Origin of the sequence: Ensifer sesbaniae (assembly GCF_013283665.1) — a bacterium.
Classification (GTDB): domain Bacteria; phylum Pseudomonadota; class Alphaproteobacteria; order Rhizobiales; family Rhizobiaceae; genus Ensifer; species Ensifer sesbaniae.
This window is the reverse complement of the sequence record NZ_JABEKU010000003.1, coordinates 88,270-114,000: the sequence shown is the minus strand read 5'-3', so window position 1 is coordinate 114,000 and position 25,731 is coordinate 88,270. Positions and strand designations below refer to the sequence as shown.

27 protein-coding genes are annotated in these 25,731 nt (G+C 63.0%); 9 read left to right on the top strand and 18 right to left on the bottom strand.

The genetic code is table 11. From position 1 onward, the window contains the following. Window positions 1-6 precede the first annotated feature (6 nt). Window positions 7-834, top strand: a complete 828-nt coding sequence (gene cysE, locus BHMPCIPO_RS29160; protein ID WP_173520322.1) for a serine O-acetyltransferase — start codon at window positions 7-9, stop codon at window positions 832-834. On the opposite strand, the gene BHMPCIPO_RS29155 is transcribed toward cysE, so the two are convergent. Continuing rightward, complete coding sequence (locus BHMPCIPO_RS29155) at window positions 783-983, bottom strand: hypothetical protein (protein ID WP_173520321.1); 201 nt, start codon at window positions 981-983, stop codon at window positions 783-785. The two genes, cysE and BHMPCIPO_RS29155, sit on opposite strands and share 52 nt — an antisense overlap. 86 nt (window positions 984-1,069) lie before the next feature. Further along, entirely contained in the window at window positions 1,070-1,516 is a 447-nt protein-coding gene (locus BHMPCIPO_RS29150; RefSeq protein ID WP_173520320.1) for a glyoxalase superfamily protein, read from the bottom strand. Window positions 1,517-1,795: 279 nt separating this feature from the next. Between BHMPCIPO_RS29150 and BHMPCIPO_RS29145 the strand changes: the two genes are divergently transcribed. After that, a complete protein-coding gene (locus BHMPCIPO_RS29145; RefSeq protein ID WP_173520319.1) occupies window positions 1,796-2,431 on the top strand; it encodes a LysE family translocator in 636 nt (211 codons plus the stop codon). Between the two features lie 341 nt (window positions 2,432-2,772). Here BHMPCIPO_RS29145 and BHMPCIPO_RS29140 read toward each other — a convergent pair whose 3' ends face one another. Both BHMPCIPO_RS29140 and odc2 read right to left on the bottom strand, forming a co-directional pair. Next, a complete protein-coding gene (locus tag BHMPCIPO_RS29140) occupies window positions 2,773-3,363 on the bottom strand; it encodes a GNAT family N-acetyltransferase (RefSeq protein WP_173520318.1) in 591 nt (196 codons plus the stop codon). A gap of 88 nt (window positions 3,364-3,451) precedes the next feature. Continuing rightward, on the bottom strand, window positions 3,452-4,591 hold the full coding sequence (odc2, locus tag BHMPCIPO_RS29135; protein WP_246304729.1) for an ornithine/lysine decarboxylase: 1,140 nt from the start codon (window positions 4,589-4,591) through the stop codon (window positions 3,452-3,454). Window positions 4,592-5,284: 693 nt separating this feature from the next. Between odc2 and BHMPCIPO_RS29130 the strand changes: the two genes are divergently transcribed. The 3 genes from BHMPCIPO_RS29130 to BHMPCIPO_RS29120 all read left to right on the top strand — a co-directional run bounded on the left by BHMPCIPO_RS29130 (window position 5,285) and on the right by BHMPCIPO_RS29120 (window position 7,989). Beyond that, on the top strand, window positions 5,285-6,178 hold the full coding sequence (locus tag BHMPCIPO_RS29130; protein ID WP_173520316.1) for a LysR family transcriptional regulator: 894 nt from the start codon (window positions 5,285-5,287) through the stop codon (window positions 6,176-6,178). A 117-nt stretch (window positions 6,179-6,295) separates the two neighbouring features. Continuing rightward, on the top strand, window positions 6,296-6,940 hold the full coding sequence (locus BHMPCIPO_RS29125; protein WP_173520315.1) for a DUF1007 family protein: 645 nt from the start codon (window positions 6,296-6,298) through the stop codon (window positions 6,938-6,940). Next, window positions 6,934-7,989, top strand: a complete 1,056-nt coding sequence (locus BHMPCIPO_RS29120; protein ID WP_173520314.1) for a nickel/cobalt transporter — start codon at window positions 6,934-6,936, stop codon at window positions 7,987-7,989. The genes BHMPCIPO_RS29125 and BHMPCIPO_RS29120 overlap by 7 nt, the downstream gene beginning before the upstream one ends. Before the next feature lie 82 nt (window positions 7,990-8,071). Here BHMPCIPO_RS29120 and BHMPCIPO_RS29115 read toward each other — a convergent pair whose 3' ends face one another. The 4 genes from BHMPCIPO_RS29115 to BHMPCIPO_RS29100 all read right to left on the bottom strand — a co-directional run bounded on the left by BHMPCIPO_RS29115 (window position 8,072) and on the right by BHMPCIPO_RS29100 (window position 10,822). After that, complete coding sequence (locus BHMPCIPO_RS29115) at window positions 8,072-8,278, bottom strand: hypothetical protein (protein WP_173520313.1); 207 nt, start codon at window positions 8,276-8,278, stop codon at window positions 8,072-8,074. 40 nt (window positions 8,279-8,318) lie between these two features. Next, window positions 8,319-9,014, bottom strand: coding sequence for a GNAT family N-acetyltransferase (locus tag BHMPCIPO_RS29110; protein WP_173520312.1), 696 nt, complete (start codon window positions 9,012-9,014; stop codon window positions 8,319-8,321). A 251-nt stretch (window positions 9,015-9,265) separates the two neighbouring features. Then, a complete protein-coding gene (locus tag BHMPCIPO_RS29105; protein WP_173520311.1) occupies window positions 9,266-9,979 on the bottom strand; it encodes a tellurite resistance TerB family protein in 714 nt (237 codons plus the stop codon). 204 nt (window positions 9,980-10,183) lie between these two features. Beyond that, window positions 10,184-10,822, bottom strand: coding sequence for a 2-dehydro-3-deoxy-phosphogluconate aldolase (locus tag BHMPCIPO_RS29100; protein ID WP_173520310.1), 639 nt, complete (start codon window positions 10,820-10,822; stop codon window positions 10,184-10,186). Window positions 10,823-11,024: 202 nt separating this feature from the next. Between BHMPCIPO_RS29100 and BHMPCIPO_RS29095 the strand changes: the two genes are divergently transcribed. The 3 genes from BHMPCIPO_RS29095 to trhO all read left to right on the top strand — a co-directional run bounded on the left by BHMPCIPO_RS29095 (window position 11,025) and on the right by trhO (window position 13,444). Continuing rightward, complete coding sequence (locus tag BHMPCIPO_RS29095) at window positions 11,025-11,498, top strand: CYTH domain-containing protein (RefSeq protein ID WP_173520309.1); 474 nt, start codon at window positions 11,025-11,027, stop codon at window positions 11,496-11,498. Continuing rightward, window positions 11,495-12,403, top strand: a complete 909-nt coding sequence (locus BHMPCIPO_RS29090; RefSeq protein WP_173520308.1) for a CHAD domain-containing protein — start codon at window positions 11,495-11,497, stop codon at window positions 12,401-12,403. The genes BHMPCIPO_RS29095 and BHMPCIPO_RS29090 overlap by 4 nt, the downstream gene beginning before the upstream one ends. A 96-nt stretch (window positions 12,404-12,499) precedes the next feature. Next, on the top strand, window positions 12,500-13,444 hold the full coding sequence (gene trhO, locus BHMPCIPO_RS29085) for an oxygen-dependent tRNA uridine(34) hydroxylase TrhO (RefSeq protein WP_173520307.1): 945 nt from the start codon (window positions 12,500-12,502) through the stop codon (window positions 13,442-13,444). Between the two features lie 203 nt (window positions 13,445-13,647). On the opposite strand, the gene BHMPCIPO_RS29080 is transcribed toward trhO, so the two are convergent. The 5 genes from BHMPCIPO_RS29080 to BHMPCIPO_RS29060 all read right to left on the bottom strand — a co-directional run bounded on the left by BHMPCIPO_RS29080 (window position 13,648) and on the right by BHMPCIPO_RS29060 (window position 17,134). After that, window positions 13,648-14,055: a GFA family protein gene (locus tag BHMPCIPO_RS29080; RefSeq protein ID WP_246304728.1), complete on the bottom strand. Its 408-nt coding sequence runs from the start codon at window positions 14,053-14,055 to the stop codon at window positions 13,648-13,650. Window positions 14,056-14,165: 110 nt separating this feature from the next. Beyond that, a complete protein-coding gene (locus BHMPCIPO_RS29075) occupies window positions 14,166-14,942 on the bottom strand; it encodes a MetQ/NlpA family ABC transporter substrate-binding protein (RefSeq protein ID WP_173520306.1) in 777 nt (258 codons plus the stop codon). Window positions 14,943-14,979: 37 nt separating this feature from the next. Next, entirely contained in the window at window positions 14,980-15,645 is a 666-nt protein-coding gene (locus BHMPCIPO_RS29070) for a methionine ABC transporter permease (RefSeq protein WP_173520305.1), read from the bottom strand. Beyond that, on the bottom strand, window positions 15,635-16,717 hold the full coding sequence (locus tag BHMPCIPO_RS29065) for a methionine ABC transporter ATP-binding protein (protein ID WP_173520304.1): 1,083 nt from the start codon (window positions 16,715-16,717) through the stop codon (window positions 15,635-15,637). Before BHMPCIPO_RS29065 ends, BHMPCIPO_RS29070 begins: the two co-directional genes overlap by 11 nt. A gap of 111 nt (window positions 16,718-16,828) precedes the next feature. After that, complete coding sequence (locus BHMPCIPO_RS29060) at window positions 16,829-17,134, bottom strand: hypothetical protein (RefSeq protein WP_173520303.1); 306 nt, start codon at window positions 17,132-17,134, stop codon at window positions 16,829-16,831. Here BHMPCIPO_RS29060 and BHMPCIPO_RS29055 point away from each other — a divergent pair. Continuing rightward, window positions 17,133-18,002 carry an NAD-dependent epimerase/dehydratase family protein gene (locus BHMPCIPO_RS29055; protein ID WP_173520302.1) on the top strand — a complete coding sequence of 290 codons (870 nt, stop codon included), beginning with the start codon at window positions 17,133-17,135 and terminating at the stop codon, window positions 18,000-18,002. The two genes, BHMPCIPO_RS29060 and BHMPCIPO_RS29055, sit on opposite strands and share 2 nt — an antisense overlap. Window positions 18,003-18,062: 60 nt before the next feature. Here the strand turns inward: BHMPCIPO_RS29055 and BHMPCIPO_RS29050 are convergent, their stop codons facing one another. The 5 genes from BHMPCIPO_RS29050 to xylA form a co-directional block, all read right to left on the bottom strand. Further along, window positions 18,063-19,430: a GH1 family beta-glucosidase gene (locus BHMPCIPO_RS29050; protein ID WP_173520301.1), complete on the bottom strand. Its 1,368-nt coding sequence runs from the start codon at window positions 19,428-19,430 to the stop codon at window positions 18,063-18,065. Window positions 19,431-19,577: 147 nt separating this feature from the next. Further along, window positions 19,578-20,759 (bottom strand): Gfo/Idh/MocA family protein, encoded by a 1,182-nt coding sequence (locus tag BHMPCIPO_RS29045; RefSeq protein ID WP_173520300.1) that lies wholly within the window; start codon window positions 20,757-20,759, stop codon window positions 19,578-19,580. Window positions 20,760-21,057: 298 nt separating this feature from the next. Further along, window positions 21,058-22,110, bottom strand: coding sequence for a sugar phosphate isomerase/epimerase family protein (locus BHMPCIPO_RS29040; RefSeq protein WP_173520299.1), 1,053 nt, complete (start codon window positions 22,108-22,110; stop codon window positions 21,058-21,060). Between the two features lie 314 nt (window positions 22,111-22,424). After that, on the bottom strand, window positions 22,425-23,936 hold the full coding sequence (locus BHMPCIPO_RS29035; protein ID WP_173520298.1) for a globin-coupled sensor protein: 1,512 nt from the start codon (window positions 23,934-23,936) through the stop codon (window positions 22,425-22,427). A gap of 380 nt (window positions 23,937-24,316) precedes the next feature. After that, window positions 24,317-25,627, bottom strand: coding sequence for a xylose isomerase (gene xylA, locus BHMPCIPO_RS29030; protein ID WP_173520297.1), 1,311 nt, complete (start codon window positions 25,625-25,627; stop codon window positions 24,317-24,319). Between the last annotated feature and the right edge of the window lie 104 nt (window positions 25,628-25,731).

The window sequence follows — 25,731 nt, the reverse complement described above, 5'->3', positions numbered from 1 at the left end:
CGAACAATGACCGCAGGCGCCGAAGCTCCACTCTATGCTGGCTCGACCGTTGTGCCGCTGGCGGACGGTGAGGTCTGGAACCTCATCCGTGCGGAAGCCCGGGCGCTCGCGATGCGCGAACCGGTCATGGCGCAAACGTTGCGACTGGTCACCGAGGACCGGTCGGATGCAGCGGCGCTCGCAGCCGTTCTCGCCAATCGTCTTTCCGTCGCCCGCGTCGACGAACGATCGCTGGCACAGCTTCTTTCGGATGTTTTCCAAGCGGACGCCGACGCTCTCACCGCCGCCGAGGCGGACCTTCAGGCGGTGATGGAGCGCGATCCCGCCTGCCCGGGCCTGCTGCATGTCCTCCTCAACCTCAAGGGCTTTCAGGCGCTGCAGACCTATCGCGCCGCCCATCGGCTCTGGATCGATGGCCGCAGGGACGTCGCCAACTGGCTCTCGAACCTCGCCTCCCTCGTTTTCGGCCCCGATATCCACCCGGCGGCCCGGATCGGGCGCGCCGTCATGCTCGACCACGGTTCCGGCATCGTCGTCGGCGAAACCTCGGTCATCGAGGACCAGGTCTCGATCCTTCAGAACGTCACGCTCGGCGGCACCGGCAAGGAAACCGGCGACCGGCATCCGAAGATCCGCCGCGGCGTCATGATCGGCGCCGGCGCCAAGATCCTCGGCAACATCGAGGTCGGCGCATTCAGCAAGATCGCCGCAGGCAGTGTCGTGTTGAAGCCTGTCCCGCCCCGCACAACGGTCGCGGGCGTCCCGGCAACCGTCGTGCGCATTCACCGCGTCGACGAGGTACCTGCAGCGGAGATGGACCAGACGATCGTCTGATCCATGACGCCGGAGGTGCCGCTGCGGGTCGGCACGCGAGGTGTGAAGAAGACGTCGCGCAGCCAATCGCTTCGGCGCATCAGGTAGACGCCGAGCCCGACGATCAGCTGCAGGATATCGCGCCTGCCCCGACCGCGAGCGTCGACCATCGTGCCGGGGCCGCAAGGTCAGGTTCTTCGGAACGGCGTGCGAGGAAAAGAGGGGCGCCCCTCGGACCGTTTTCGGCAGCGCAGCCTCACCATTCGAGTTCGAGTTGAGCAAGGCCGTTCGAGGTTTTTTCGATCGTCCTTCCCGTCTCGTCCACCGTCGCGGTCACCCGCTGGCGAAAAGCGGAAAAGCTCTCGAAGGTGACGACGTCGACCGGTTCGTCGAATTTCATCGTCAGGCGATACCGTCCGGGCTGCGCCGTCAGCGCCTGCACCGACAGGATCTCGCCTTTGAAGGCCTGGCCGAGATAGCGCCCCTTCACCCGCGCGCCCAGCATCCAGGGATTGAAGGGCGGCCGGTTGCCGACGGCCGCATGCAGCGTGTTCCAATCGCGATAGCCGTATTGGGCCGCGATCAGCTCGAGCGATCGGGAATGGCCGATGGTTTCGCCTTCGGCAGCAAGGCGGGTGCGCAGGCGTTTCGCCTGGTCTTTCAGGGCATCAAGTGAGGGAAGCGTGGTTGATCCGCGCGTCATGAGAGGGTCTCCTGCAGCGGCATGCATTCCTTGGAGATGGGAGTCCGCATTACCACCGGTTCGCATGCCGTTTCGGCTGACCGTGTCTCGAAGAAGGATTTCACCAAAGCTTGACGCTCGCGGACGGCAGGGACCTTCACCCTGCCGTCTCCATAGGGGATGCCGGCTACGCTGTCAAACTCGGCCTGGAAAGGCGGCAATCGCGCAAGCGCAGAAGAGGATTGCGCACGCGCAAAAGCTGTGGGACGACTACGGCGCGGAAGACGCAGGGAGGATATCATGACCGACATGACGATACTCGCATTCGCGCTGGTTGCCTTCATCGGCATCGCGACGCCCGGCCCCACGGTCCTGCTCGCACTCACCAACGGCTCACGCTACGGCGTAAAGCGCGCAACCGCCGGCATGATCGGCGCGGTTCTCTCCGATTTCGTGCTGATCGGTGCGGTCGCACTCGGTCTTGGGGCGCTGCTCGCCGCCTCCGAATTCTGGTTCACCGTCGTCAAATGGCTGGGCGCGGCCTATCTCGCCTTTCTCGGCATCATGCTGTTGCGGTCGAAAGGCTCGATCCAGGTCGCAACCGAAGCAAGCGGCTCCGATCATCCCGTCTCCTCTGTCGCCATCTTCCTCAAGAGCTTCCTCGTCGCGGTGACCAACCCCAAGGGCTACCTGTTCTTCACCGCCTTCCTGCCGCAGTTCATCGACGCCGCCGCGCCGCAAGCGCCGCAATATGCCATCCTGGCACTCGTCTTTGCCTCGGTCGATCTTGCCGTGATGTTTGGTTATGCGCTGCTCGGTGCGCAGGCCACCGCCTTCCTCAAGCAATCCGGCGCCGTGTGGCTCGACCGGCTCTGTGGCGGCGCGCTACTGGCGCTTGCCGGTTCGCTCGCCCTCTATCGCCGCGCGACTGCCTGACAGGCTGCCCCCGAAGGAGGCGGCGACGCCCACCGACTGCCAGACCAAGCGCCACGCCGGCGACAGACGCGATGCCGGGCCGACGCCCCCCGAGGCCGCAACCGTCGCGAGATAGGCCATGTTCTGCCCCGCGAATGAACGGATCCATGCGGGAGGTTTCCATCCGGGTACACGAGTCCTTGCCCGCAAGGACGGGCCAGCGACGCCGCGTTGTCAGGGAGGCTCACAAAATCATCGGGAAAAAGCGCCCCCCTCGGGCGTCTGCTCCCTCGCCGATCGCATCGGACCAGCAAGGGAGCAGCGAAAGATCCGCCGCCGCAGGGTTGGCGGCGGAAAGAGGCTCAGGCGGCGCGGCGGACCGGCGGCATCGCCAGCTTGCGGCCGCTGGCGACGATCATGCCTGCAGCGCCTTCAAGCCAGTTATCCCTAAGCTCGAGCGCCAGGAACCGGTTGCGCTCGAATGGACCGGGCATGACGAGATGCTGGGTGCGGCTCGCAAAGAAGCCGAAGCGCTCGTAATAGGCCGCGTCGCCCACGAGCAGGATCGCACCATGGCCACGGTTCTTGGCCTCTTCGATTGCCGCGCGCATCAGCATGCCGCCGATACCCTTGCCCTCGTGCGCCGGATCAACGGCGAGCGGACCGAGCAGCAGCGCCGGCACGGCATGGCCTTCGCGGCTGACGCCGGCTTCGACATTCCAGAGACGCACCGTGCCGATCACGTGACCGTCGATGTCACGCGCGACGAAGGCGAGGCCTTCAGCCGGCAGCCGACCGCTGCGCAGCTTTTCCGACGATTTGCGGCGGCGCTCCGGCCCCATGGCACGGTCGAGCAGGTTCTCGCGAGCGACGACGTCGCCCGGATTTTCGGCATCGATTACAAATGTGGTGGGCGCGAAGAATGCGCGCAGGGCGTCAACAACAGCGGCCATCGGGGCCTCCCGTCATCAAAACCGCTTCAGGCGGACCGAATGAAAATTGTGAGATGGCGCTCCCGTCCAAGGACGGGAGCAAGCCGGATCAGATCACGTAGGCCTTCAGCGGCTCGAAGCCGTTGAAGGCGACGGCCGAGTAGGTCGTCGTATAGGCGCCGGTGCCTTCGATCAGAACCTCGTCGCCGATCGAAAGCGAGATCGGCAACGGATACATGTTCTTTTCATAGAGCACGTCGGCCGAATCGCAGGTCGGGCCGGCGAGCACGCAAGGCTCCATGTCATCGGTATCGCGCGCCGTGCGGATCGGGTAGCGGATCGCCTCGTCCATGGTTTCGGCAAGGCCGCCGAACTTGCCGATGTCGAGGAACACCCAGCGATGGGCGTCGTTGTCCGACTTCTTCGACACGAGAACGACTTCTGCCTTGATCACGCCGGCATTGCCGACCATGCCGCGACCGGGCTCGATGATGGTCTCCGGGATGTTGTTGCCGAAGTGCTTCTTCAGCGCACCGAAGATCGCCTGGCCGTAGGCTTCCGCCGTCGGGACGTCCTTCAGATACTTCGTCGGGAAGCCGCCACCCATGTTGACCATCTTCAGCTCGATGCCGCGCTTGGCAAGCTGAACGAAGACGCGCTTGGCATCCGAGAGAGCCGCGTCCCAGGCGTCGAGCTTCGTCATCTGCGAACCGACATGGAACGAGACGCCGTAGGAGACGAGGCCGTGCTGATGGGCGTAGACGAGAACGTCGACGGCCATCTGCGGGACGCAGCCGAACTTGCGCGACAGCGGCCATTCGGCGCCTTCGCCATTGGTCAGCACGCGGCAGAACACGCGGGCGCCGGGGGCTGCACGCGCGATCTTCTCGACTTCCTCGTGGCTGTCGACCGCGAACAGGTTGACCCCAAGCGCATGGGCGCGGGCAATGTCGCGCTCCTTCTTGATGGTGTTGCCATAAGAAATGCGGCTCGGGGTCGCACCGGCATCGAGCGCCATTTCGATTTCAGCGACGGACGCGCAATCGAAAGAGGAGCCGAGACCGGCGAGAAGGCGCAGGATTTCCGGCGCCGGGTTGGCCTTGACGGCATAGTAGATCGCGCTGTCGGGCAGCGCGTGGCGGAATGCCCTAAAGTTGTCGCGCACGACGTCGAGGTCGACAACGAGGCACGGACCTTCGGGTCGTCGGGTGTTGAGGAAGTCGATGATGCGTGCGGTGGTCATGGCCATATTCCCCTGATCCAAAATGCTCCGCTTTCACGGAGGACAAAGGGCATACGCGCACATGCGCTGGAACCAGCCGGTGGAGACCCCGGAACCATGCATGCGCTCGATGCGCGAACGATGAATCAAAGCCCGCCTAGGCTTCAATTCGGCTTTGTCTGCCATGGATTGGAGGGGATAACCCAACCGCACTTCCGGCAATGAAGGTGTGCCTCTTCAGTAACCCCGGCTGTTGGAGAGCCGGCAGACACCAGAAAGGCCCGCACCGTCGTTGCTTCAAGATGTCCTCGCATTTCCCGGTTGGCCGGAATAGCGACTGGAGGGGTTAGTTCCAGGTACCTTACCGATACCCTCACCTAATCGAGGGTCGGCGGACACCCACAGGCACGTGCGACTTTGGGCAAGGGCGTAGGTAAGAAAAAACCCTGTCGTAATCAAGAGTTTTTTCGCACTGGCAGTTGAATTTTTTCCCACACGGGCAAAACTGCTGATGTTCACAATCATTGAACGATTTTCGCCAGATCGATCACCGACGCAAACTGTTGAAAAGGCTGGAGTTAATAGGACGTTCGTCAGCGTTCGCTGAAGCCGGAGCAAGAGACGCAAGCGACGGACAATCTGGTGCCTGTATCGTCGCGAATGTGAAACCTTCGATGACGAATCAAGGACGTGCCCCGAGAGCAAGAAAGAAAGACCGCCATGGACACACTCACCCGCATCCGCGCCTTTATCGATGTCGTGGACGCCGAGGGGTTCTCGGCCGCCGCACGGCGCGTCGGCAAGTCGAAGGCGCTGCTTTCGAAATACGTGCGTGAGCTTGAGGACGAACTCGGCGCGCTGCTGCTCAACCGCACCACGCGGCAGTTCTCGCTGACGGAGGCCGGCCATACCTATTATCGCACGGCATCGGAAATCCTGAAGGAGATCGACAACCTTGCCGATCTCGTGCGCGCCAACAATTCCGACCTGAAAGGGCGGCTGCGCATTACCGCACCGCGCACCTTCGTCGATGCGGAGATCGGCCAGTCGCTCGTGGACTTCGGCAAGCAGCACCCGGAACTTTCACTTGAGATCGTCTCCGATGACCGCTTCGTCGATCTGGTCGAGGAAGGTTTCGATGTCGCCATCCGCATCACGCGGCTGGAGGATTCGACGTTGATCGCCCGCAAGCTCGATGATTTCCAGGTGCTGATCTGCACCGCCCCGGAGTTCCTGGAAAAATCCGGCCCGATCGAGCACCCGACCGACCTTTCCAAGATCCCCTGCATTCTCGACACCAATGGCCGCTCCTATTCGAACTGGCGCTTCGTCGAGGCCGATGGCTCGGCCTTCACCGTCCCGGTAAGCGGCCCGATCGAGGTCAACAGTCCGCTCGCCGCTTTACGGGCCGCCGTCTCCGGCATGGGCATCGCCGTCATTCCGGACTTCATCGCACGGCCGAAGATCGCGACAGGCGAACTCGTGACGTTGTTCGACGATTTCCTGCCGCGTGACCGCGGCATCTATGCGATCTATCCGCATCGCCGCTATCTGCCGGCCAAGGTCCGGACCTTCGTCGATTTCCTGCACGCCTGGTTCCGCAGGCCGCACTGACAGAAAGGGCCATCAACGAACGACGCGATCGGCCAAGTCCCAATTCCGTCCCATTTCCGGTACATTCCCGGATACGAATCGCGGGACGGTTGCCCCGGTCGAAAGGATTGCCGCCTCATGAAAATCAAGCGCCTCGCCACGGTCGGCCTTGCCACCCTGCTTGCACCGTCGCTGGCCTTTGCCCACCCGCATATCTTCGCGGAAGCGCGGCTCGAGGTGGTCTCCGACGACAAGGCCGAAATCAGCGAGCTCCGGAACGTCTGGCGTTTCGACGAGCTGTTCTCGTCGAGCGTGGTCCTCGATTTCGACAAGAACTCGAATGCGATGCTCGATCCGGACGAGTTGAAGGAAGTCGGCCAGACCGTGCTGGAGTCGCTCTCCGAGTACAATTACTACACGACGATCCTCGACAACGGCAAAACCATCAAGGTCAACAAGCCGCAAAGCATCAACGTCGACTACAAGGACGGCCAGCTCTTGATGATGTTCGCGGTCAAGCCGGCCGAGCCGATGCCGCTCAAGGGCAAGCTTTCCTTCGGCGTCTACGATCCGACCATGTATACGGCGATGGATTTCCCGACCGACAACGACCTGACCGTCGTCGGCGACAAGATCAGCGCCTGCGAACACAAGGTCGTCCGCCCCGACCCCGACGAGGTTCTCGCCGAGAACAAGGACACCCTGACCGATGCCTTCTGGAACGATCCGACAGGCACGGACATGTCGAAGCTCTTCGCAACCAGGATAGAGATCTCATGCTGAACTCCCGCAGCATTGGACGTCTGGTCACGGCAGCGCTCATCGTCACGGCGCTTTCCGCTACCTTCGCTGCGGCCCAGTCGCCGCTCGGCATAGGCACAGCCGAACCTGCGTTCAAGACGACCGGCTTCCTCGGCGGCTTCTTCGCCTGGGTGAACATGGAGCAGCAGGGCTTCTACCGCATGATGACCAGCGCGCTGAAGGGCATGCGGGAGAACCCCTGGCAGCTCTGGTCGCTGGTCGGGCTTTCCTTCACCTATGGCGTCTTGCACGCCGCAGGCCCCGGCCACGGCAAGGCAGTCATCTCCTCCTACATGATCGCCAATGAGACGGAACTGAAGCGCGGCGTGATGCTCTCCTTCCTGTCCTCGATCCTGCAGGGGATCGTCGCGATCCTCTTGATCGGCGCCGTCTACCTGCTGCTGCGCGGCTCTTCGATCAACATGACCGCCGCGACCCGTTGGCTGGAGATCGCCAGCTACGCCTTGATCACCGTTTTCGGCGGCTGGCTGCTCCTGCGCAAGCTGCGGTCGATGCTGCGTCCTGTTGCCGTGGCCTCAGTTGCCGGCGGCGGGCATATCCATCTCGCGCACGATCACGACTCTCATCGTCACGATCACCATCATCATCACGCGCACGATGGGCACCATGGGCACAGCCACGGCCCGGGCGAAGTCTGCGCCAGCTGCGGGCATGCACATGCGCCCGATCCGTCGCTGCTGAAAGGTGATCGTTTCGCGCTTCGAGAAGCCTGGTCGGCCGTCATCGCCGTCGGCCTGCGGCCCTGCTCCGGCGCGCTCATCGTGCTTTCCTTCGCGCTCCTGAACGGGCTCTATCTCGGCGGCGTGCTCTCCGTCTTCGCCATGTCGCTCGGCACGGCGATCACCGTCTCGATCCTTGCAACCATGGCCGTGACCGCCAAGGGCTTTGCGCTCCGCTACGCCTCGAGCGGCACCGCCGCCGCCCGGATCTCGCATGGCATCGAGATCGCCGGTGCAGCCCTGGTTCTGTTGCTTGGATTGGTGCTTCTCGGCGCGGCGCTGCAGAGCTGACGCTCCGGCATTCGTTTCTACGCCATCCTTCCGCTGCCAGTGATGCCACTTGAAAGCGGGATGCTCGGGCAGGAAGCGATCGTCAAAGTCCGCGCTTGCGCTGGTAGCGGGCCCGGAGCCAGAACAGCAGGAAGAAACCCAGGACGAAGATCACGCCGAAGGCGACGGCCAGCCAGGGCGAGATGTCGCCGAGCCTCAGCATGATCGACGGCAGCACGAAGAAGCCGAGGCCGGCGACGACGAGAATGATCGCAGCCGCGATCGCCGGTGACTTTTCCTTGTTCTGCATGACTTCCCTGCTGTTGTCCGGTGCGACGAGCATCAGGCGCTTACTTGGCCGCCTGCCGCTCTAGGTCCGCACGTATATCTTCAAGCCGCCGTATCTGGCGACCATCCTCGTCGAAATTATCAACTGCGAGCCAGGTTTCGAATGCGGCATTGAGCAGCGGCCACTCGCTGTCGATCATCGAGAACCAGGCCGTGTCGCGGTTTCCGCCCTTGGAGATCATGTGCTGGCGGAAGATGCCCTCGAAGGTAAAACCGAGGCGCGCCGCCGTGTTGCGGCTCGCCATGTTCTCGCTGTGGCATTTCCATTCGTAGCGACGATAGCCGAGGTCCTCGAAGACGTGTTTCGCCATCAGGTAATGGACTTCGGTGGAGAGCGGTGAGCGCGCCATGGCGGCGCCATGGGCCACGGCTCCCACTTCAACGACGCCATTGGCGGGATCGGCACGCATGTAGTTGGCCATACCGACGACGATGCCGGTCGCCTTGTCGCGAAAGACCTCGGTGACCCAGCCGGATTTCTCCTGCGCCGCCGTCAGCCACGCGTCGAAATCCTCGATATCCCTAAAATCCGGCTGCGTGAAATATTTGAGCAGCGGATTGATCGCCATCCCGCCGAGACCGTCCCAGAGGTCCTGCAGATGCCGGTCGCGCTCATAAGGCTCGAGCTTGACGAAGCGCCCTTCGAGCGCGACGCCCTTCGGCGCCGGGCATCCCTTCCAGTTCCTGAGATCACGCATCGGCCGCTCCTCTGGACCACGACGGTTTCGGGCCGATCGATCCCCAAACCATAACCGTGATCGATTACAATAAGTTAGAGCGGATCCGGGCGGAAACCACATACATCTTCCCGATCGCGCTCTCATCCTCGTCATCTGGCATAGGCCAGAGCGGCGGCCGATACAAATTCAAACTGGTTATGAACGCCGTTCAAACCGGTTATGAACGCTGTTCAAACCGGTGATACACCCATGAGCGCTCACCCGATGTGCTAGGCCGTGGCCGGCACCTTGGCGGCCGATACCGTCGCCTCGATGTGATCGACCAGCGCGTCCGGAAGACCGAGGCGGCCGGCGAGCAGGTCGAGATAACCGCGCTCCGCACGCGTCTCCGGCTCGATCGTCAGGCGCGATGCGGTATAAATCTCGACGCGCTCCTCCTCGGTCTTTGCGGCGCCGACGATCGCGTCGATATCGACGGGGTTGGCAAGCTCGCTCTCCAGGAAGGCGGCGGCATCGGCCGAAAGGCCGGAAACCGACAGCTTGTCCATGATGTGCCGGCGCTCGGCCTCATCGATATGGCCATCGGCGCGCGAGGCCGCGATCATGGCGCGCACCAGCGTCAGCGCGAAATCGTCGCTGACGGCCTCCGGCGCAGATGCGAAGCCGGAATCGGCCGGTGGCGGCAGGAGTTCCGGTTCACCCTTGGCAACCGTCGCGCCGCCCGGCGTGTTGCCGGCCTGATAATTCTTGTAGGCCTGGTAACCGAGACCCGCGATCGCCGCGAGGCCGCCGAGCACCGCGGCATTGCCGGCAAGCTGGCGACCCGATTTTGTTCCGAGCAGGACGGCGGCGATGGCGCCGGTCGCCAGCGGATTGTCCTTGGCAAGCTGCGTCACTTGGGTCGCGCGATCGCGCACCGTGCCGCCGGCACCGGGCACCTGCGATCCCAGAAACTGATCCAGCAATTTCTTCGCGTCGAACATCGGGTTTCGCTCCTTCTCGGTTCCGGACGGTCGGGGACGGGCGAAAGGGAGCGCCGCCCGCGCGCCCATCGCTGAATGGATTGAGACATAGGAACGTTGCAGGGAAAATACAAATTCGCGCCAGAGGCGAGAAGGTCGAGGCGTACCAACGAAAAAGGCCGGGCGTCGGCCCGGCCTTCGGAACTGGACATCGGTGCGTCGCACTCAGCCCTTGAGCGCGAAGGCTTCCGCCGCGAGCTTGGTGATGCCGGCCCAGTCGCCCTTGGCGACCAGATCCTTCGGCGCAACCCAGGAGCCGCCGACGCAGACGACGTTCGGCAGCGTCAGATAGTCGCGCGCGTTCGAAAGCGAGATGCCGCCGGTCGGGCAGAAGAGCGTGCCGGCAAGCGGCGAGGACAGCGACTTGAGATAGGCTGCACCGCCGGCCTGCTCGGCCGGGAAGAACTTCATGACGTCGTAGCCTTCTTCGCGCAAGCCCATGACTTCGCTCGCCGTGGCGGCACCCGGCAGCAGCGGCACTTCGTGGTCGTTGGCGACGTCGATCAGCTCCTGCGTCGTGCCAGGGCTGACGATGAACTTCGAGCCGGCTTCGACCGCCGCCTGGAACTGTGCGGCATTGAGGATCGTGCCGGCACCCGCAACCGCGCCTTCGACTTCCTGGGCAACGGCACTGATCGCTTCGAGCGCAGCCGGCGTGCGCAGCGTGATCTCGATCGCCTTCAACCCACCGGCAACCAGGGCGCGCGCCAGCGGAACGGCGGTCGCGGCGTCGTCGATCACCAGAACCGGAACGACCGGCTGCAATTTGAGGATGGAAAGAAGCCTGTCGGTTTTCGCGCTCATGCCGATCGTCCTTTTTAAAACGATTGAATATGCCTTCCGCATACTCCGCCGGCCATCGGTTGTCGAGACCCAAGGGCGCAAGTGTGCGGCATTCTCATATAAGTCGAAGATAAAATATTACCTACAACAAAGAGATGACTTGAGCCTTCGCGCGAAAGCGATAGTTTGATGGCGGCGAGCCTATCGAAATGGCGGATTATCCATGGCGAAGGAAATAGAACGCAAGTTTCTGGTCGCTTCCGACGGGTGGCGAGAGCATGCGGACAAAGGCATCGACCTCAGGCAAGCCTATGTCGTGACCATGGACGACCGCTCGCTGCGCGTGCGGATCCACGGCAACAAATGGGCCCGCCTCACCATAAAGATCGGCAAGTCGGCGCTCGTCAGAAACGAGTATGAATACGACTTGCCTTTGGACGACGCCCGCGAGATGCTGACCCAGGCGATCGGCATCATCATTGAAAAACGGCGCTACCGCGTGCCGCACAAGGGCTTCATCTGGGAAGTGGATGTCTACGAAGGCGCGCTCAAGGGCCTTATCGTTGCCGAAGTGGAGATGAAGCGCGAGACCGACATACCGGCATTGCCCAGTTGGATCGGTCGCGAAGTCACCGGCGACCGTCGTTACTCCAACCAGGCGCTTGCCACAGAGGGGCTGATGGAACCCCAGTCATGACCTACGCCTTCCGGCCCGGACGGCCGTTTACTGACGATTTCCGTGCCATTGCCGCCGAACAGCTCACCGAGGCGGTCATGATCCTCGAAGACCGCCCTCAGGGCCTGCACGAGGCCATCCATGACGCCCGCAAGAACTTCAAGCGCCTGCGCTCGCTCTACCGGCTCGTCGCCGCCGACGCGCCGCAATTCCAGAAGTACGAAAACGCGCGCATTCGCGACATGGCCCGCAATCTCTCGAGCGTCCGCGATGCCGCCGCCCTCGTCGAAAACGCCCACTATCTCAGGGCTGGGGCTTGCAGTGAGGAGGAAGAAAGGGCGCTTGCCCATGTCTGCGAACGGCTAACGGCCCGTCGCGACCACATCGCCGCCCGCGAGACCGACATCGAGGATCGCGTCGCCGGCACCATCGTCAATTGCGAGCAGGCACTGCAGGCACTGGGCCAGGTATCTTTCGATGACCGCCGCAACAAGACGGCGGCCCGGTTGACGAAAGGCTGGCGCCGGACACTCAAGCGCGCCGCCCGCGCCAAGGAGGCATGCGGATCGAGCACGGAGGCGGACCCGTTCCACGAATTGCGCAAACGGGCACAGGACTACCGCATGCATCTCGGGCTTATGCGCGAGACCTGGCGGTCCGCCATGCAGGCCAAACGCAACGAGACCAAGACGCTGGTCGACATACTCGGCCACCTCAACGATCTCGCCGTCCTGGTCCAGTTGATCAACGAGGAGCCGGGCCTCGCCGGTAACAGCCAGGACCAGGCCCATCTCATCGCCGCCGTCATTGCAAGGCAGGAAACCTTGCGCGGCGACGCTTTGAAGCTGGCTGCAACGGTCTTCCAGGAGCAGCCTGACGAAGAGAGCCGGACGATCCGGCTGCTTTGGCTGGACGCCGCGCGTTAACAGGGCCGCTCCGGCCGATCGTCCGCGGCGCGACAGAGTGCCCCTCTCGGCCGCCGCGATTGCGCTTGCGGCGCGAAAGCTGTATTTGCACGGGCCATGACCGACATTTCCACGACCCCGCGCCCGCAGACGCATGGCCAGTTCCTCGTCGCCGCGCTCTATCATTTCGCAAGCTTCCCGCGCTTCGCCGAATTCCGCGCACCGTTGCAGGCCGTCTGCGACGAAAACGGCGTCAAGGGTACACTGCTGCTCGCCCACGAGGGCATCAACGGCACGATCGCCGGCACGGATGCCGGCATCGCCGCCGTCCTTGCATTCTTGCGTGCGCAGCCGGAGCTTGCGGCGTTGGAGCATAAGGAAAGCCGAGCGTCTTCGATGCCGTTTCTGCGCATGAAGGTGCGGCTGAAAAAGGAAATCGTCACCATGGGCGTCGAGAACATCGACCCCAACAAGATCGTCGGCACCTATGTCGATCCCAAGGACTGGAACGCGTTGATCTCCGATCCCGATACGATCGTCATCGATACACGCAACGATTACGAGACGGCGATCGGCATCTTCAAGGGCGCGGTCGATCCGCAGACCAAGACCTTCCGCGAGTTTCCGGACTGGGTGCGCAACCACACCGGTCTGCACAACAAGCCGAAGATCGCCATGTACTGCACCGGCGGCATCCGCTGCGAGAAGGCGACCGCCTTCATGAAGGAGCAGGGCTTCGACGACGTCTACCACCTCAAGGGCGGCATTCTGAAATATCTCGAAGAGGTGCCGCAGGAAGAAAGCCTGTGGGAGGGCGCCTGTTTCGTCTTCGACGAACGCGTCTCCGTGACCCACGGCCTGAAAGAAGGCGAACACACGCTCTGCCACGCCTGCCGCCAGCCGCTTACCCCGGCCGACCTCGCCTCGCCGCATCACGAGGAAGGCGTCTCCTGCATTCACTGCTATGAGATCCGCACCGACGAGGACCGCGAACGCTACCGCCAGCGCCAGAAGCAGATCGAGTTGGCGAAGAAGCGCGGCGAGCGCCACCTCGGAAGCTGACCTGCTCCGCAGAAATGCCCCCTCATCCGCCTGCCGGCACCTTCTCCCCGCAATGGGGCGAAGGGACTTGCGACACCGCCCGTTCCACAGATCAAGCTCCAACTCGTGACGGCCGCTTTCGGGCACGTCCCCTCGCCCCGCCTGCGGGGAGAGGGTTAGTCCCCGGGTTAAACCCGAGGAGAGGGCAAATCTTGCTGTTGCGGTTAGCCCGGCAACGCCTCGCATTCCTCGAGCGACAGCGCGCTGCGGTCCCATTCGTGCCGGCTGCGGGTGAAGATCGCGTCAGTCGGGCGAAACACCGAGGGATCGTCGAGCGTGCCGGCATAGATCGATAAGCGCGGATCGCCTGGAGGACCGGAGCCGAAGATCTGGCTGCCGCAGGTTTCGCAGAAATAGCGGATCGAGGGATTGCCGTTTTCGGCGCGCGTTTCGTAGCCGCGGCATGTACCTGATACCGCAACGTCCGCGCGGCCGAAGATCATGTAGCAGCAATGACCGGTTCCGGTCGTACGCTGGCAGTCGCGGCAATGACAGAAGCCGGAATAGAGGGGTTGCCCCTTCGCCTCATACCGGATTGCGCCGCAGAGGCAGCCGCCATTCATCACACTCATGTTGCATCCTCCTCGAAGCGCCCGGAGGATAGCCAAGCGAGCCTTGCGGTCAAAGAAAAACCGCGCGCCGCGATTGCAGCGCGCGGGTTCGTGTTCTTTTTGAGAGAAGCTTACCAGCTCGGGATCAGCGCGCCCTTGAAGGTGTCGTTGATGAAGGCCTTCACCTTATCGTCGTGGTAGGATTCGACCAGCGTCTTCACCCACGGCGCATCCTTGTCGGCTTTGCGTACGGCAATGACGTTGGCGTAGGGCGACTTCTCGCCTTCGATGGCGATCGCGTCCTTCTTCGGATGCAGGCCGGCTTCCATGGCGTAGTTGGTGTTGATCACGGCCGCATCGACGTCCTGCAGCGAGCGCGGAAGCTGTGCTGCATCGAGCTCGGCAAAGGTGATGTTCTTCGGGTTTTCGGTGATGTCGGCGGGCGTTACCTTCAAGCCGGCATCTTCCTTGACCTTGATCAGACCCTTGGAGGCGAGAACGAGCAGCGCGCGGCCGCCATTGGTCGGGTCGTTCGGAATGGCGATCGTCGCGCCGTCCTGAAGCTCGTCGAGACTCTTCACCTTGTTCGAATAGACGCCCATCGGCGTGGTGATGGTGGTGCCGACGCTGACGATATCGAAACCGCGATCGGCGATCTGGTTGTCGAGATAGGGCTGGTGCTGGAACGAGTTGGCATTGAGATCACCATCGGCCAGCGCCTGGTTCGGAACGACGTAGTCGGAGAATTCGAGGATCTCGATGTTGAGGCCCTTCGGTGCCGCGATCTCCTTCACCTTCTCCATGATCTGGGCATGTTCGCCCGGCGTTACGCCGACCTTGATGGTTTCGGCAAGCGCCGTACCGGCCGTAAGAGCAGCAATCGCCGCTGCGATGATGAGCTTCTTCATGGATGTCTCCTTGTTCACGTTCAAGTCTTGGGAGGAATCAGGTCTTGCGGTTCTTCTTGTCGAAGCGCCGCGCTAGGCCGTCGCCGGCGCTCTGGACGAGTTGCACCAGCACGATGAGCACGATGACGACGACGAGCATCACGTCGGGCATGAAGCGCTGGTAGCCGTAGCGGATGCCGAGGTCGCCGAGCCCGCCGCCGCCGACGGCCCCGACCATCGCCGAATAGCCGATCAGGCTGACGGCGGTCATGGTGAGCGCCAGCGTCAGCGCTGGCCGCGCTTCGGCAAGCAGCACCTTGAAGACGATCTGCATCGGCGTTGCGCCCATGGCGCGCGCCGCTTCGATCAGCCCCTTGTCGATCTCGCGGATCGCGGCTTCGACCAGTCGCGCGACGAAGGGGATGGTCGCAATCGTCAGCGGCACGATCGCCGCCTTGGTGCCGATCGAGGTGCCGGTGAGCAGCCGGGTGAAGGGAATGATGGCAACGACGAGGATGATGAACGGCGTCGAGCGCGTGGCGTTGACGATCAGCCCGACGATGTGGTTCAGCGTCGGTGCCGGGAAGAGCTCGCCCTTGCCGCTGGTGGCGAGGAAGATGCCAATCGGCAGGCCGATCAGCGAGCCGATCAGGCCGGCGACCGCGACCATGTAGATCGTGTCGATGGTGGCGCTGCCGATGCGCAACAGAAGATCAGGCGACATAGCCGAGCACCTCCGTGACCAGACCATTTTCGGTGAAGAAGCGCTCGGCGCGACCGGATGTCTCCGCATCCGCGCCATAGGCAACGACCAGCGAGCCATAGGGCGCGCCGCCGATCTCGTCGATCGTGCCGGCGATGATGTTGACCTCGGCGCCGACGGACTTGATCAATTGCGAGATCAGCGGCTTCTCGGCCGCAGCGCCGAAGAAGGTGAGCCGCACCACGGCACGGTCGCCAGCGGCCGGCTGCGGCTTCAACGCACGGACCACCGCATCGGGAAGCTTCGAACCCGCCAGGCCCGAAAGCAGCGCCCGCGTCGTCGCGTGCTTCGGATGGGTGAAGACGTCGAAGGTATGGCCACGCTCGACGATGCGGCCGTGATCGATGACCGCGACATCGGAGGTCACTGCCTTCACCACTTCCATCTCGTGGGTAATGAGCAGCACCGTCAGCCCGAGTTCGGCATTGATGCGCTTCAGGAGTTCGAGGATCGACTGGGTCGTCTCGGGGTCCAGCGCCGATGTCGCCTCGTCGGAGAGCAGCAGCTTCGGCTCGGTCGCCAGCGCCCGGGCAATGCCGATGCGCTGCTTTTGACCACCCGAGAGTTCGGCCGGATAACGTCCATGCTTGTCGGCAAGGCCGACGAGATCGAGCAGCGGCCGCACGCGCTGTTCGATCGCGCGCTTGTCCATGCCTGATATCTCCAGCGGCAGCGCGACGTTGCCGAACACGGTGCGCGACGAAAGCAGGTTGAAGTGCTGGAAGATCATGCCGACCGAACGGCGAAGCGCGCGCAGCGCCGCCTCGTCGAGCGCGCCGACGTCGACGCCATTGACCAGCACCTTGCCGCCCGTCGGCTTTTCCAGGCCGTTGACCAGCCGGATCAGCGTCGACTTGCCGGCGCCGGAACGGCCGATGATGCCGGTGATCGAGCCGCGATCGACGGTCAGCGAGACATTGTCGAGCGCGGTAAAAGCGCCGCTGTTGCCGGAGGCGGGGAAATGCTTGGAAACGCCGTCGAAGACGACGGCCGCGTCGGCCGATGGCGTGGCGCTTTGGGCGGAAACGCTCATCGTTCGGAGATCCCCGAAAGAGGCGCAGTCGAAATGTGCGGATACATAGGTGCTCTCGGAATGTTCAAAACTCATGATCCCGACGGAAGACGGGATGGAAGGCGCGTCCGGTCAGGCCGACATTCGACAACGCATTCGGAACAGGGAGCACTTCTCTAGCATCAAGCAACCAGTCAGTTCAACTTTGGCGCCGCATGGCCCGCATGCGACATAATCTACGGCTCTTATGGAGAACTGCCGTCCGATTTCACAGGCATGATTTTCCGTGATCGGCGAGAGAATGGCAAAACCATGCTCTTTTACTGCAAAGCCTGCCTGCAGCGGGCAAATCCCCGCCTTGGATATCCTTGTTCGAACGGACTGCACCCGATCTCGTTTCATGCTAACGGGCAGGAACAGGGTTACGAGGTAGAACATGCGCATCGTCTTGACCGGAAGCTCGGGCCGTATTGGCCGAGCCATCTACAACGCACTCGCCGCCGACCACGACGTTATCGGCGTCGACCGCATACCCTTCGGCACGACGACCGTTGTCGGCGATCTCGTCGATGGCGAATTGCTGGAGCGCGCGATGGAAGGCGCAGATGCCGTAATCCATACGGCCGCACTGCATGCGCCCCACGTCGATACGGTTGCCGATCAGGAATTCGAGCGCGTCAACGTGATGGGCACGCATCTGGTGATTGCCGCGGCGCAGGCCGCGGGCGTCGGCCGCATCGTCTTTACCAGCACGACGGCGCTCTATGGCCACGCGGTGACGGAGAGAGGCTGCGCCTGGATCACCGAGGAAACGCCGCCGAAACCGCACACGATCTATCACCACACCAAGCTTGCGGCCGAAGCCCTGCTCGAAAACGCCGCGGATCGTGCCCTGCATGTGCGGGTGCTGCGCATGTCGCGCTCTTTCCCGGAGGCCGCGGACCGGGTCGCAAGCTATCGCCTGCACCGCGGCATCGATGCACGCGACGTGGCTGCGGCGCATGTGGCCGCACTCGACAATGGCGGCCCCGCCTTCCAGCGCTACATCATCTCGGGCGAAACACCGCTGCTTCCGACCGATTGCCGCCGCCTGGCAGAGGATGCGGCAGGGCTCCTGCGCGAGCGGGCGCCAAAATTGTCCCAGGCCTTCGCCGATCGCGGCTGGGCGCTGCCGGAGACGATCGATCGGGTCTATGATCCGAGCGCGGCAATCGAAAAGCTCGACTGGAAGCCGCGCTACGGTTTCAAGGAAGTGCTGGCCCAACTCGACCGGCAGAGCCTCGAGGTCCTGCCGGTTCGCCGGTAAGACTGCGCACTGCGGTATCTCTTGGCGTGGTGGCGGGTTGACCCCACCTACCCCGATCCGTCAGACGTGGTTGCCCTTCGGAAACTCTTCGGCGAGCGCCTTGTACCAATGGCCGCTCTTCTTGATGGTGCGCACCTGGGTGTCGTAGTCGACATGGACGATGCCGAAACGCATCTTGTAGCCTTCGGCCCATTCGAAATTGTCCATCAGGCTCCACGCGAAATAGCCGCGCATCGGATAGCCCTCGGCAATCAGGTCCGCCGTCACCGACAGGTGGTCGGCGATATAGTCGAGCCGCGGCTGGTCGTCGACGACACCGTTCTCGACGCCCATGTTGTAGCAGGCGCCGTTCTCAGTGATGTAGCATTCCGGAAGCTGGTAGGTCGCGTTCAGCGTCTTGACCAAGGCTCCAAGCGCCGGCGCATGGACTTCCCAGCCGATATCCGTCCTGGTCTCGCTCACCGGCTTCGCATTGATCGTCGCCGGGTATTCCGCGCCCTTCGCCGGATCGTTGCTGACCCGCATCGGCGTGTAATAGTTGAGGCCCCACCAGTCGAGCGGGCGCGAGATCGTCTCCATGTCGCCGTCCTCGATCAGAGGCATGCGGTGGCCGAGCGCGCTCATGAAGCTCTCGGGATACTCGCCCCTGAAGATCGGGCCGAAGAAGACGCCATTGTGGAAGTCGAAGGCGCGCTCGGCGGCCGCCTTGTCTGCCTTGCTGGCGCTGCCGGGATAGACCGAGTGGGCGTTGATGACGATACCGACAGGCAAGTTCAGCCGCTCGGAGCGGATGGCATCGACGCCGAGGCCGTGCGCCAGATTGGTGAAGTGCAGCGCATGGAGCGCCGCATCCATGTTGCGCTCGCCCGGCGCATGGATGCCGTAGAGGTGGCTGAGCCAGACCGAGCACCAGGGTTCGTTGAAGGTCGCAACCGCATCGAGCCGATCGCCGAGGCGGGCGATCACCGTCTTGGCGTAACGCTGGAAGGAGTAGGCCGTCGTGCGCGCCGTCCAACCGCCGTCCCCCATCAATGCCAGCGGCAGGTCCCAATGGTAGAGCGTTGCGAAGGCCTTGATGCCGCGGGCCTTCAGGCCGTCGACGAGGCGATCGTAGAAGTCCAGGCCCTTTTCGTTGATCGGCCCGGTACCCTCCGGGATGATGCGCGGCCAGGCGATCGAGAAGCGATAGGCATCGACGCCGAGGCTCTTGATCAGGTCCAGATCCTCGTCCAGCCGGTTGTAGTGGTCGCAGGCGACATCACCATTGTGACGCCCGAAGACGCGCCCCGGCATGTTGGAAAAGGCATCCCAGATCGACGGCTTGCGCCCGTCGGCCTTGGTGGCGCCCTCGATCTGGAAGGAGGCGGTCGCCACCCCGAACACGAAATCGCCAGGGAAGCGCTGGGCCAGGATCTTGGGATCGGTCATCTCTGTGTCTCGTCTCGTTCCGGCCCCGCGTCGAGCGGGACCCCGTTGTTTTTTCGCCTTTGGCGGGCCGGCCTAAAACCTTGCCGGCAAATGTCAATTCGCGAAAAGGCGGGAGAGTCCCCGCCCTTCCGTCGGTTTGGCGGTTCGTTACACCTTTACCCAGGCACCATTTCGTTTGGATGACTGGACGCAGGCATCGACGAAGACCATGCCCTTCATGCCGTCGTCGATGGTCGGATACGTGACCGCCGGATCGACCTTTTCGCCCTTGCGCTTGGCGAAGATGGCGCGCGCCGCTTCGCTGTAGATGTTGGCGAAGCCTTCGAGATAGCCCTCCGGATGACCGGACGGGATCCGGCTGACGCGGTTGGCCGCCTCGCCCGCGCCCGCACCTGCCCGGGTCAGCAGCCGCTTCGGCTCACCGAACGGCGTGAACCAGAGATAGTTCGGATCCTTCTGCGTCCATTCGAGCCCGCCTTTGGTGCCGTAGACGCGCACCATCAGGCCGTTCTCGTGGCCGGGCGCCACCTGGCTGCACCAGAGCAGGCCCTTGGCGCGTTCACCGTCCTTCGCCTTGAAGCGCATCATCACATGGGCATTGTCGTCGAGCTGGCGGCCAGGAACGAAGCTGTCGAGATCGGCCGAAAGCTCCTCCAGTTCGAGACCGGAAACGAAAGCGCCGAGATTATAGGCATGGGTGCCGATATCGCCGGTCGAGCCGCCGGCGCCGGAGCGTGCGGGGTCGGTGCGCCAGGCCGCCTGCTTCTGGCCGGACTGCTCGATATTCTCCGTCAGCCAGTCCTGCGGATATTCCATCTGCACCAGCCGCACCGCGCCGATCTCGCCATTCTCGACCATCGCGCGCGCCTGCCGCACCATCGGATAGCCGGTGTAGTTGTGCGTGAGCACGAACAGCGCGTCGCTGTCGTCAGCCGCCTTCTTCAGCTTCTTCGCGTCTGCCAGCGTCGAGGTCAGCGGCTTGTCACAGATCACATGGATGCCGCGCTTCAGGAACTCCTTTGCCGCGGCATAGTGCACGTGGTTGGGCGTGACGATCGCCACCGCCTCGATGCCGTCCTTCAGCTTCGCCTCGCGGATCGCCATCTGCTTGAAGTCGGAATAGACGCGCGACGGATCGAGCCCGAGCTCGCGCCCCGAGCTTTCCGCCTTTTCCGGCGTCGACGACAGCGCGCCGGCGACCAGCTCATAATGATCGTCGAGGCGAGCGGCGATGCGGTGCACCGCGCCGATGAAGGCGCCGGAGCCGCCGCCCACCATGCCGAGCCGGATGCGGCGCTCGCGCTTCTCGCTCGTTCCTTCGATTGCCATAATCTTCTCCCCTGTTTCCGTTCGTAACTTCGGTTTTTGTCGCGCGATTTGCCCCTCATCCGCGCGGTGAGGGCTGCCCCTCATCCGCCTGCCGGCACCTTCTCCCCGCACGCGGGGAGAAGGGATATGCCGCACCCGCTCGCACGCCTGTGACCGCAACACCAACCTCAACAATTCGAGGCCCGCTGCAATCCGCGTCCCCTCTCCCCGCCTGCGGGGAGAGGGTTAGTCCTCGGGTTAAACCCGAGGAGAGGGGCTGTCTGCCCCTCAGGCCCCGCCCTGCCTCAGGTCATGTCATTCAGATCCCGAGCATGCGCCGGTTGGCCGCCTCGTCGCTGCCGGCGCCGGCGAAATCGTCGAAGGCCTTCTCGGTGACGCGGATGATGTGGTGCCTGACGAAGTCGGCCCCCTCGCGCGCGCCGTCCTCCGGGTGCTTCAGCGCGCATTCCCATTCGACCACCGCCCAGCCGGCAAAATCGTTGGCCGCCATCTTCGAGAACACCGCGCCGAAATCCACCTGGCCGTCGCCGAGCGAGCGGAAGCGGCCGGCGCGGTTGACCCAGCCCTGATAGCCGCCATAGACGCCCTGCCGTCCGCTCGGGTTGAACTCCGCGTCCTTGACGTGGAACATGCGGATGCGGTCCTTGTAGATGTCGATGTTGTCGAGATAATCGAGGCACTGCAGCACGTAGTGCGACGGGTCGTAGAGCATGCAGGCGCGGGCATGGTTGCCGGTGCGCTCGAGGAACATCTCGTAGGTGATGCCGTCGTGCAGGTCCTCGCCCGGATGGATCTCGTAGCAGATGTCGACGCCGCAATCCTCGGCGTGATCGAGGATCGGCCTCCAGCGCCTTGCCAGTTCGTCGAAGGCGGTCTCGACGAGGCCGGCCGGCCGCTGCGGCCAGGGATAGACGAAGGGCCAGGCGAGCGCGCCGGAGAAGCTTGCCATCGCCTTCAAGCCCAGGTGCTGCGACGCCGTCAGCGCCAGCTTCACCTGCTCGACCGCCCAGGCCTGGCGTGCCTTGGGATTGCCGCGCACCTCCGCTGCGGCAAAGCCGTCGAAGGCCTCGTCATAGGCCGGGTGCACGGCCACGAGCTGGCCCTGCAGATGGGTCGACAGCTCCGTCACCTCGACGCCGTTTTCGCGCGCCGTGCCGGCGAACTCGTCGCAATAGGCCTTCGAGCTCGCCGCCTTCTTCAGGTCGATCAGCCGCCCATCCCAGCTCGGGACCTGTACGCCCCTGTAGCCGCAATCCGCCGCCCATTTGGTGATCGCGTCCCAGGAATTGAACGGCGCCGCATCGCCGGCAAATTGCGCAAGAAAGAGCCCTGGCCCCTTGATGGTCTTCATCCCGATTTTCCTCCCGATGGAACGGCATCGGTCCGCCCGGACAGTCAGCGACCAGTGGTGCAAAGCACCCGATTTCTGCTCAAACGGATGGACCTGAAACGTTGCAGGCGCCGAAGCTAACAGATTTTCGGCAGGGGGCAACAGGCAAGGACGCAGATTCGCGGAAGATTTGTAATCGATTTCATCTCGCAACGCCACCGACCTCCTCAAACGCATGGAAGCGCTGAGTTGGGCGTCTCGACGGATGGCGCGACAAAGAGAAAGGGGGGCCATCATGGCGCCCCCTCCCCTCGTCCGCCGCTCTCTACAGACGATCATCCGTAACGCCGGTTCGTTGCCACCAGGCTGGGTTTCCCTTGCCGTCCGGCCGATACGGAGAATTGATCGACAAGCCCCTTGAGCGTGGTGCTGACCTGCATGAGCGTATGTGTTGCGGCGCTGGTTTCCTCGACCATTGCCGCATTCTGCTGCGTCATCTGATCCATGTTGGTGACGGCGGTGTTGATCTCCGCGATACCCGCCGACTGCTCGCGCGCCGAGCCGGCGATCGCGTCGATATGACCGTTGATGTTGATCACCTGGTCGCCGATGTGGTGCAGCGCCTCGCCGGTCTTGTTGACCAGCGACACACCCATCAGCACGTCCTCGAACGACTTGTCGATCAACTCCTTGATCTCGCGCGCCGCTTCCGCTGACTTCTGCGCCAGTTCGCGCACCTCCTGCGCGACGACCGCAAAGCCCTTGCCGGCCTCGCCTGCCCGCGCCGCCTCGACCCCGGCATTCAGCGCCAAAAGGTTGGTCTGGAAGGAGATCTGGTCGATGACGCTGATGATCTGGGTGATCTTGCGCGACGAGTCCTCGATCGCGCTCATCGCCGCCACCGCCTGCTCGACGATGGCGCCGGATTTGCGCGCCTCGTCGGTGGCATTTCCGACGACCCGCCGCGCCTCTTCCGCACGTGACGCCGCTTCCTTGGAAATGGTGGTGATCTCTTCGAGTGCCGCCGCCGTTTCCTCGAGCGAGGCCGCCTGCTGCTCCGTGCGCCGCGCCATGTCGTCGGTGGCCGATACCAGTTCGCCGGCATTGTTTGCCGTCTCCTCGGAAGCCCCGACGATCGCACCGAAGGTCTGGTCGAGCTTGCCGAGCGCGGCATTGAAATTGGATCGAAGGCTTGCGAATTGCGGTGCGAGTTCGCTGGTAATGACGGCGGTCAGGTCGCCGTCGGCCAAGCGTTTCAGACAGTCTTCGAGCGCCGAAAGCGCTTCCTCCTGCTGGCCGTTCAAAACCTGCCGCTCCGCTTCGGAGCGTTCACGTTCCTCCTGCAGCGCGTCGAGATAAACGGAGATCGCATAGTCCATATCGACCATCGCAGCTTTGACGACGGCTGCCACGTCGGTGCCGATCTCCTTCGCCTTGTTGCGATGCAGGAAGCCTTTCAGGTGACTCTCGATGACGCTCTTCAGAATGGATTCGATGATCAGTGCATAGCCGCCGATATACCAGCGCGGCTCCAGGCCGAGACGCGCATGGGTCTTGCCGATGGTGGTGACGGCATCGACATATTGCGCATCGAACCTGCCGGAGGCGATCAGTTCCCAGTGCTTGGCCTGCCTGGCCTTGGCGCCCTGCACATGCGCTTCGCTGGCAAAGAAACGCGCCGTTTCCGGATTGGCGCGCGCCTTGGCGTAGAACTTGTTCAGCGCCGTATCGAGCGAAGCGGAGATGACGGGCAGCGAGCGGGCAAGCGCGGTCCGCTGAGCGTCGTCGAGGTCGACGAACTGCAGACGCTCATTGAGAAGTTTGGTTTTCGAATCGAAGCTGGTCATACGGATTGTCCCCCTGGCGCCGCGACAGCACGCGTAACAAGTGGCCGCTGCAGCTCAAGGTACGGCGCACCCTGCACCGAAGGTTTACCATATTATAATACAGAAATAACTGTAAATTGTGTATCACTAATTATGCTATCGAAGATTGAAATCCGACAGCCCAAGCAATCTCGTCGCCGAAGACACCCGGTGTCCGCGGCCATGCGATCACTTCAGAATCATCGGATATAGAATTTCATCAAGCGCATCCGCCGGCAACAACCAGAAAGCGTCATGGATTTTTTACGCGCAGAAGATGCAAGCTGCAGTGGCAGAGCCTCCCAAACGAACGGCGGCTCGAAGAACTCCGAGCCGCCGCACGAACCAATTCAGGAAAGCGTTTAGACGTAGCGGTTGACGACGTTTTCGAGCAGTTCCTGCTTGCCGGACTTCGGCTGTGGGTTGAGGTCCGATTTCAGCACCCAGGCTTCGATCTCCTCGAGCGAGAATCCGCCGTCGAGCATCTTCTTGGCTTCCGGCACCTGCCAGCCGGCGTAGCGGCTTTCGAGCGGAGCGGAGAGCGCCTTGTCCTCGATCATCTTCGCCGCCGCCTTGAGGCCACGGGCGCAGCAGTCCATGCCACCGATATGGCCGATCAGCAGGTCTTCCGGATCGAGCGACTGACGGCGCAGCTTCGCATCGAAGTTGGTGCCGCCGGTGGTGAAGCCGCCGCCCGAGAGAACCTGGTAATAGGCAAGCGCCATCTCCGGCACGTTGTTCGGGAACTGGTCGGTATCCCAGCCGGACTGGTAGTCGTTGCGGTTCATGTCGATCGAGCCGAAGATGCCGAGTGCATTGGCGAGCGCCAGCTCATGCTCGAAGGAATGGCCGGCAAGGATCGCGTGGCCCTGCTCGATATTGACCTTCACCTCGTTTTCGAGGCCGTAGTTCTTCAGGAAGCCGTAGACCGTCGCGACGTCGTAATCATACTGGTGCTTGGTCGGTTCCTGCGGCTTCGGCTCGATCAGGATCGCGCCCTTGAAGCCGATCTTGTGCTTGTACTCGACGACGAGATTGACGAAGCGGCCGAGCTGGTCGAGCTCGCGCTTCATGTCGGTGTTGAGCAGCGTCTCATAACCTTCGCGCCCGCCCCAGAGCACGTAGTTCTGGCCGCCGAGACGCTTGGTGGCGTCGAGGCAGGTCTTCACCGTCGCCGCCGCGAAAGCAAAGACATCCGGATCCGGATTGGTCGCCGCACCCGACATGTAGCGGCGGTTGGAGAAGAGGTTTGCCGTGCCCCAGAGCAGGTTGACGCCGGTTTCGGCCTGCTTCTTCTCGAAGTGATCAACGATCTCGTTGAGGTTCTTCGTGTTCTCCGCAAAAGTCTTGCCTTCCGGGCGCACGTCCGCGTCGTGGAAGCAATAGAAGGGAACGCCGAGAAGATCGAAGAATTCGAAGGCGACGTCGGCCTTCAGCTTCGCCGCTTCCATGTTGTCCTTGAACCAGGGGCGCTCGAAGGTCTGGCCGCCGAAGGGATCGCCGCCCGGCCAGACGAAGGTATGCCAGTAGGCAACCGCAAAGCGCAGGTGGTCTTCCATGCGCTTGCCGAGAACGATCTCGTCCTTGTTGTAGTGGCGGAAGGCGAGCGGATTGGTGCTCTCCGGCCCTTCATATTTGATCTTGGCGATATCGCCGAAAAATCCTGTGCTCACGGGTCTTGCTCCTCTTTCAAGAGTGGTTTCGGCCGGCATCGCCTATCCGATGGGTCCGGCCATTACGTGGAAGGTAATTGGTTTCATTCCCTCGTCCGGCGATA

Bases quoted from the DNA above. Each gene is read 5' to 3' on its own strand.
- cysE (WP_173520322.1), top strand. From the start codon at position 7: ATGACCGCAGGCGCCGAAGCTCCACTCTATGCTGGCTCGACCGTTGTG.
- BHMPCIPO_RS29155 (WP_173520321.1), bottom strand. From the start codon at position 983: ATGGTCGACGCTCGCGGTCGGGGCAGGCGCGATATCCTGCAGCTGATC.
- BHMPCIPO_RS29150 (WP_173520320.1), bottom strand. From the start codon at position 1,516: ATGACGCGCGGATCAACCACGCTTCCCTCACTTGATGCCCTGAAAGAC.
- BHMPCIPO_RS29145 (WP_173520319.1), top strand. From the start codon at position 1,796: ATGACCGACATGACGATACTCGCATTCGCGCTGGTTGCCTTCATCGGC.
- BHMPCIPO_RS29140 (WP_173520318.1), bottom strand. From the start codon at position 3,363: ATGGCCGCTGTTGTTGACGCCCTGCGCGCATTCTTCGCGCCCACCACA.
- odc2 (WP_246304729.1), bottom strand. From the start codon at position 4,591: ATGGCCATGACCACCGCACGCATCATCGACTTCCTCAACACCCGACGA.
- BHMPCIPO_RS29130 (WP_173520316.1), top strand. From the start codon at position 5,285: ATGGACACACTCACCCGCATCCGCGCCTTTATCGATGTCGTGGACGCC.
- BHMPCIPO_RS29125 (WP_173520315.1), top strand. From the start codon at position 6,296: ATGAAAATCAAGCGCCTCGCCACGGTCGGCCTTGCCACCCTGCTTGCA.
- BHMPCIPO_RS29120 (WP_173520314.1), top strand. From the start codon at position 6,934: ATGCTGAACTCCCGCAGCATTGGACGTCTGGTCACGGCAGCGCTCATC.
- BHMPCIPO_RS29115 (WP_173520313.1), bottom strand. From the start codon at position 8,278: ATGCAGAACAAGGAAAAGTCACCGGCGATCGCGGCTGCGATCATTCTC.
- BHMPCIPO_RS29110 (WP_173520312.1), bottom strand. From the start codon at position 9,014: ATGCGTGATCTCAGGAACTGGAAGGGATGCCCGGCGCCGAAGGGCGTC.
- BHMPCIPO_RS29105 (WP_173520311.1), bottom strand. From the start codon at position 9,979: ATGTTCGACGCGAAGAAATTGCTGGATCAGTTTCTGGGATCGCAGGTG.
- BHMPCIPO_RS29100 (WP_173520310.1), bottom strand. From the start codon at position 10,822: ATGAGCGCGAAAACCGACAGGCTTCTTTCCATCCTCAAATTGCAGCCG.
- BHMPCIPO_RS29095 (WP_173520309.1), top strand. From the start codon at position 11,025: ATGGCGAAGGAAATAGAACGCAAGTTTCTGGTCGCTTCCGACGGGTGG.
- BHMPCIPO_RS29090 (WP_173520308.1), top strand. From the start codon at position 11,495: ATGACCTACGCCTTCCGGCCCGGACGGCCGTTTACTGACGATTTCCGT.
- trhO (WP_173520307.1), top strand. From the start codon at position 12,500: ATGACCGACATTTCCACGACCCCGCGCCCGCAGACGCATGGCCAGTTC.
- BHMPCIPO_RS29080 (WP_246304728.1), bottom strand. From the start codon at position 14,055: ATGAGTGTGATGAATGGCGGCTGCCTCTGCGGCGCAATCCGGTATGAG.
- BHMPCIPO_RS29075 (WP_173520306.1), bottom strand. From the start codon at position 14,942: ATGAAGAAGCTCATCATCGCAGCGGCGATTGCTGCTCTTACGGCCGGT.
- BHMPCIPO_RS29070 (WP_173520305.1), bottom strand. From the start codon at position 15,645: ATGTCGCCTGATCTTCTGTTGCGCATCGGCAGCGCCACCATCGACACG.
- BHMPCIPO_RS29065 (WP_173520304.1), bottom strand. From the start codon at position 16,717: ATGAGCGTTTCCGCCCAAAGCGCCACGCCATCGGCCGACGCGGCCGTC.
- BHMPCIPO_RS29055 (WP_173520302.1), top strand. From the start codon at position 17,133: ATGCGCATCGTCTTGACCGGAAGCTCGGGCCGTATTGGCCGAGCCATC.
- BHMPCIPO_RS29060 (WP_173520303.1), bottom strand. From the start codon at position 17,134: ATGTTCTACCTCGTAACCCTGTTCCTGCCCGTTAGCATGAAACGAGAT.
- BHMPCIPO_RS29050 (WP_173520301.1), bottom strand. From the start codon at position 19,430: ATGACCGATCCCAAGATCCTGGCCCAGCGCTTCCCTGGCGATTTCGTG.
- BHMPCIPO_RS29045 (WP_173520300.1), bottom strand. From the start codon at position 20,759: ATGGCAATCGAAGGAACGAGCGAGAAGCGCGAGCGCCGCATCCGGCTC.
- BHMPCIPO_RS29040 (WP_173520299.1), bottom strand. From the start codon at position 22,110: ATGAAGACCATCAAGGGGCCAGGGCTCTTTCTTGCGCAATTTGCCGGC.
- BHMPCIPO_RS29035 (WP_173520298.1), bottom strand. From the start codon at position 23,936: ATGACCAGCTTCGATTCGAAAACCAAACTTCTCAATGAGCGTCTGCAG.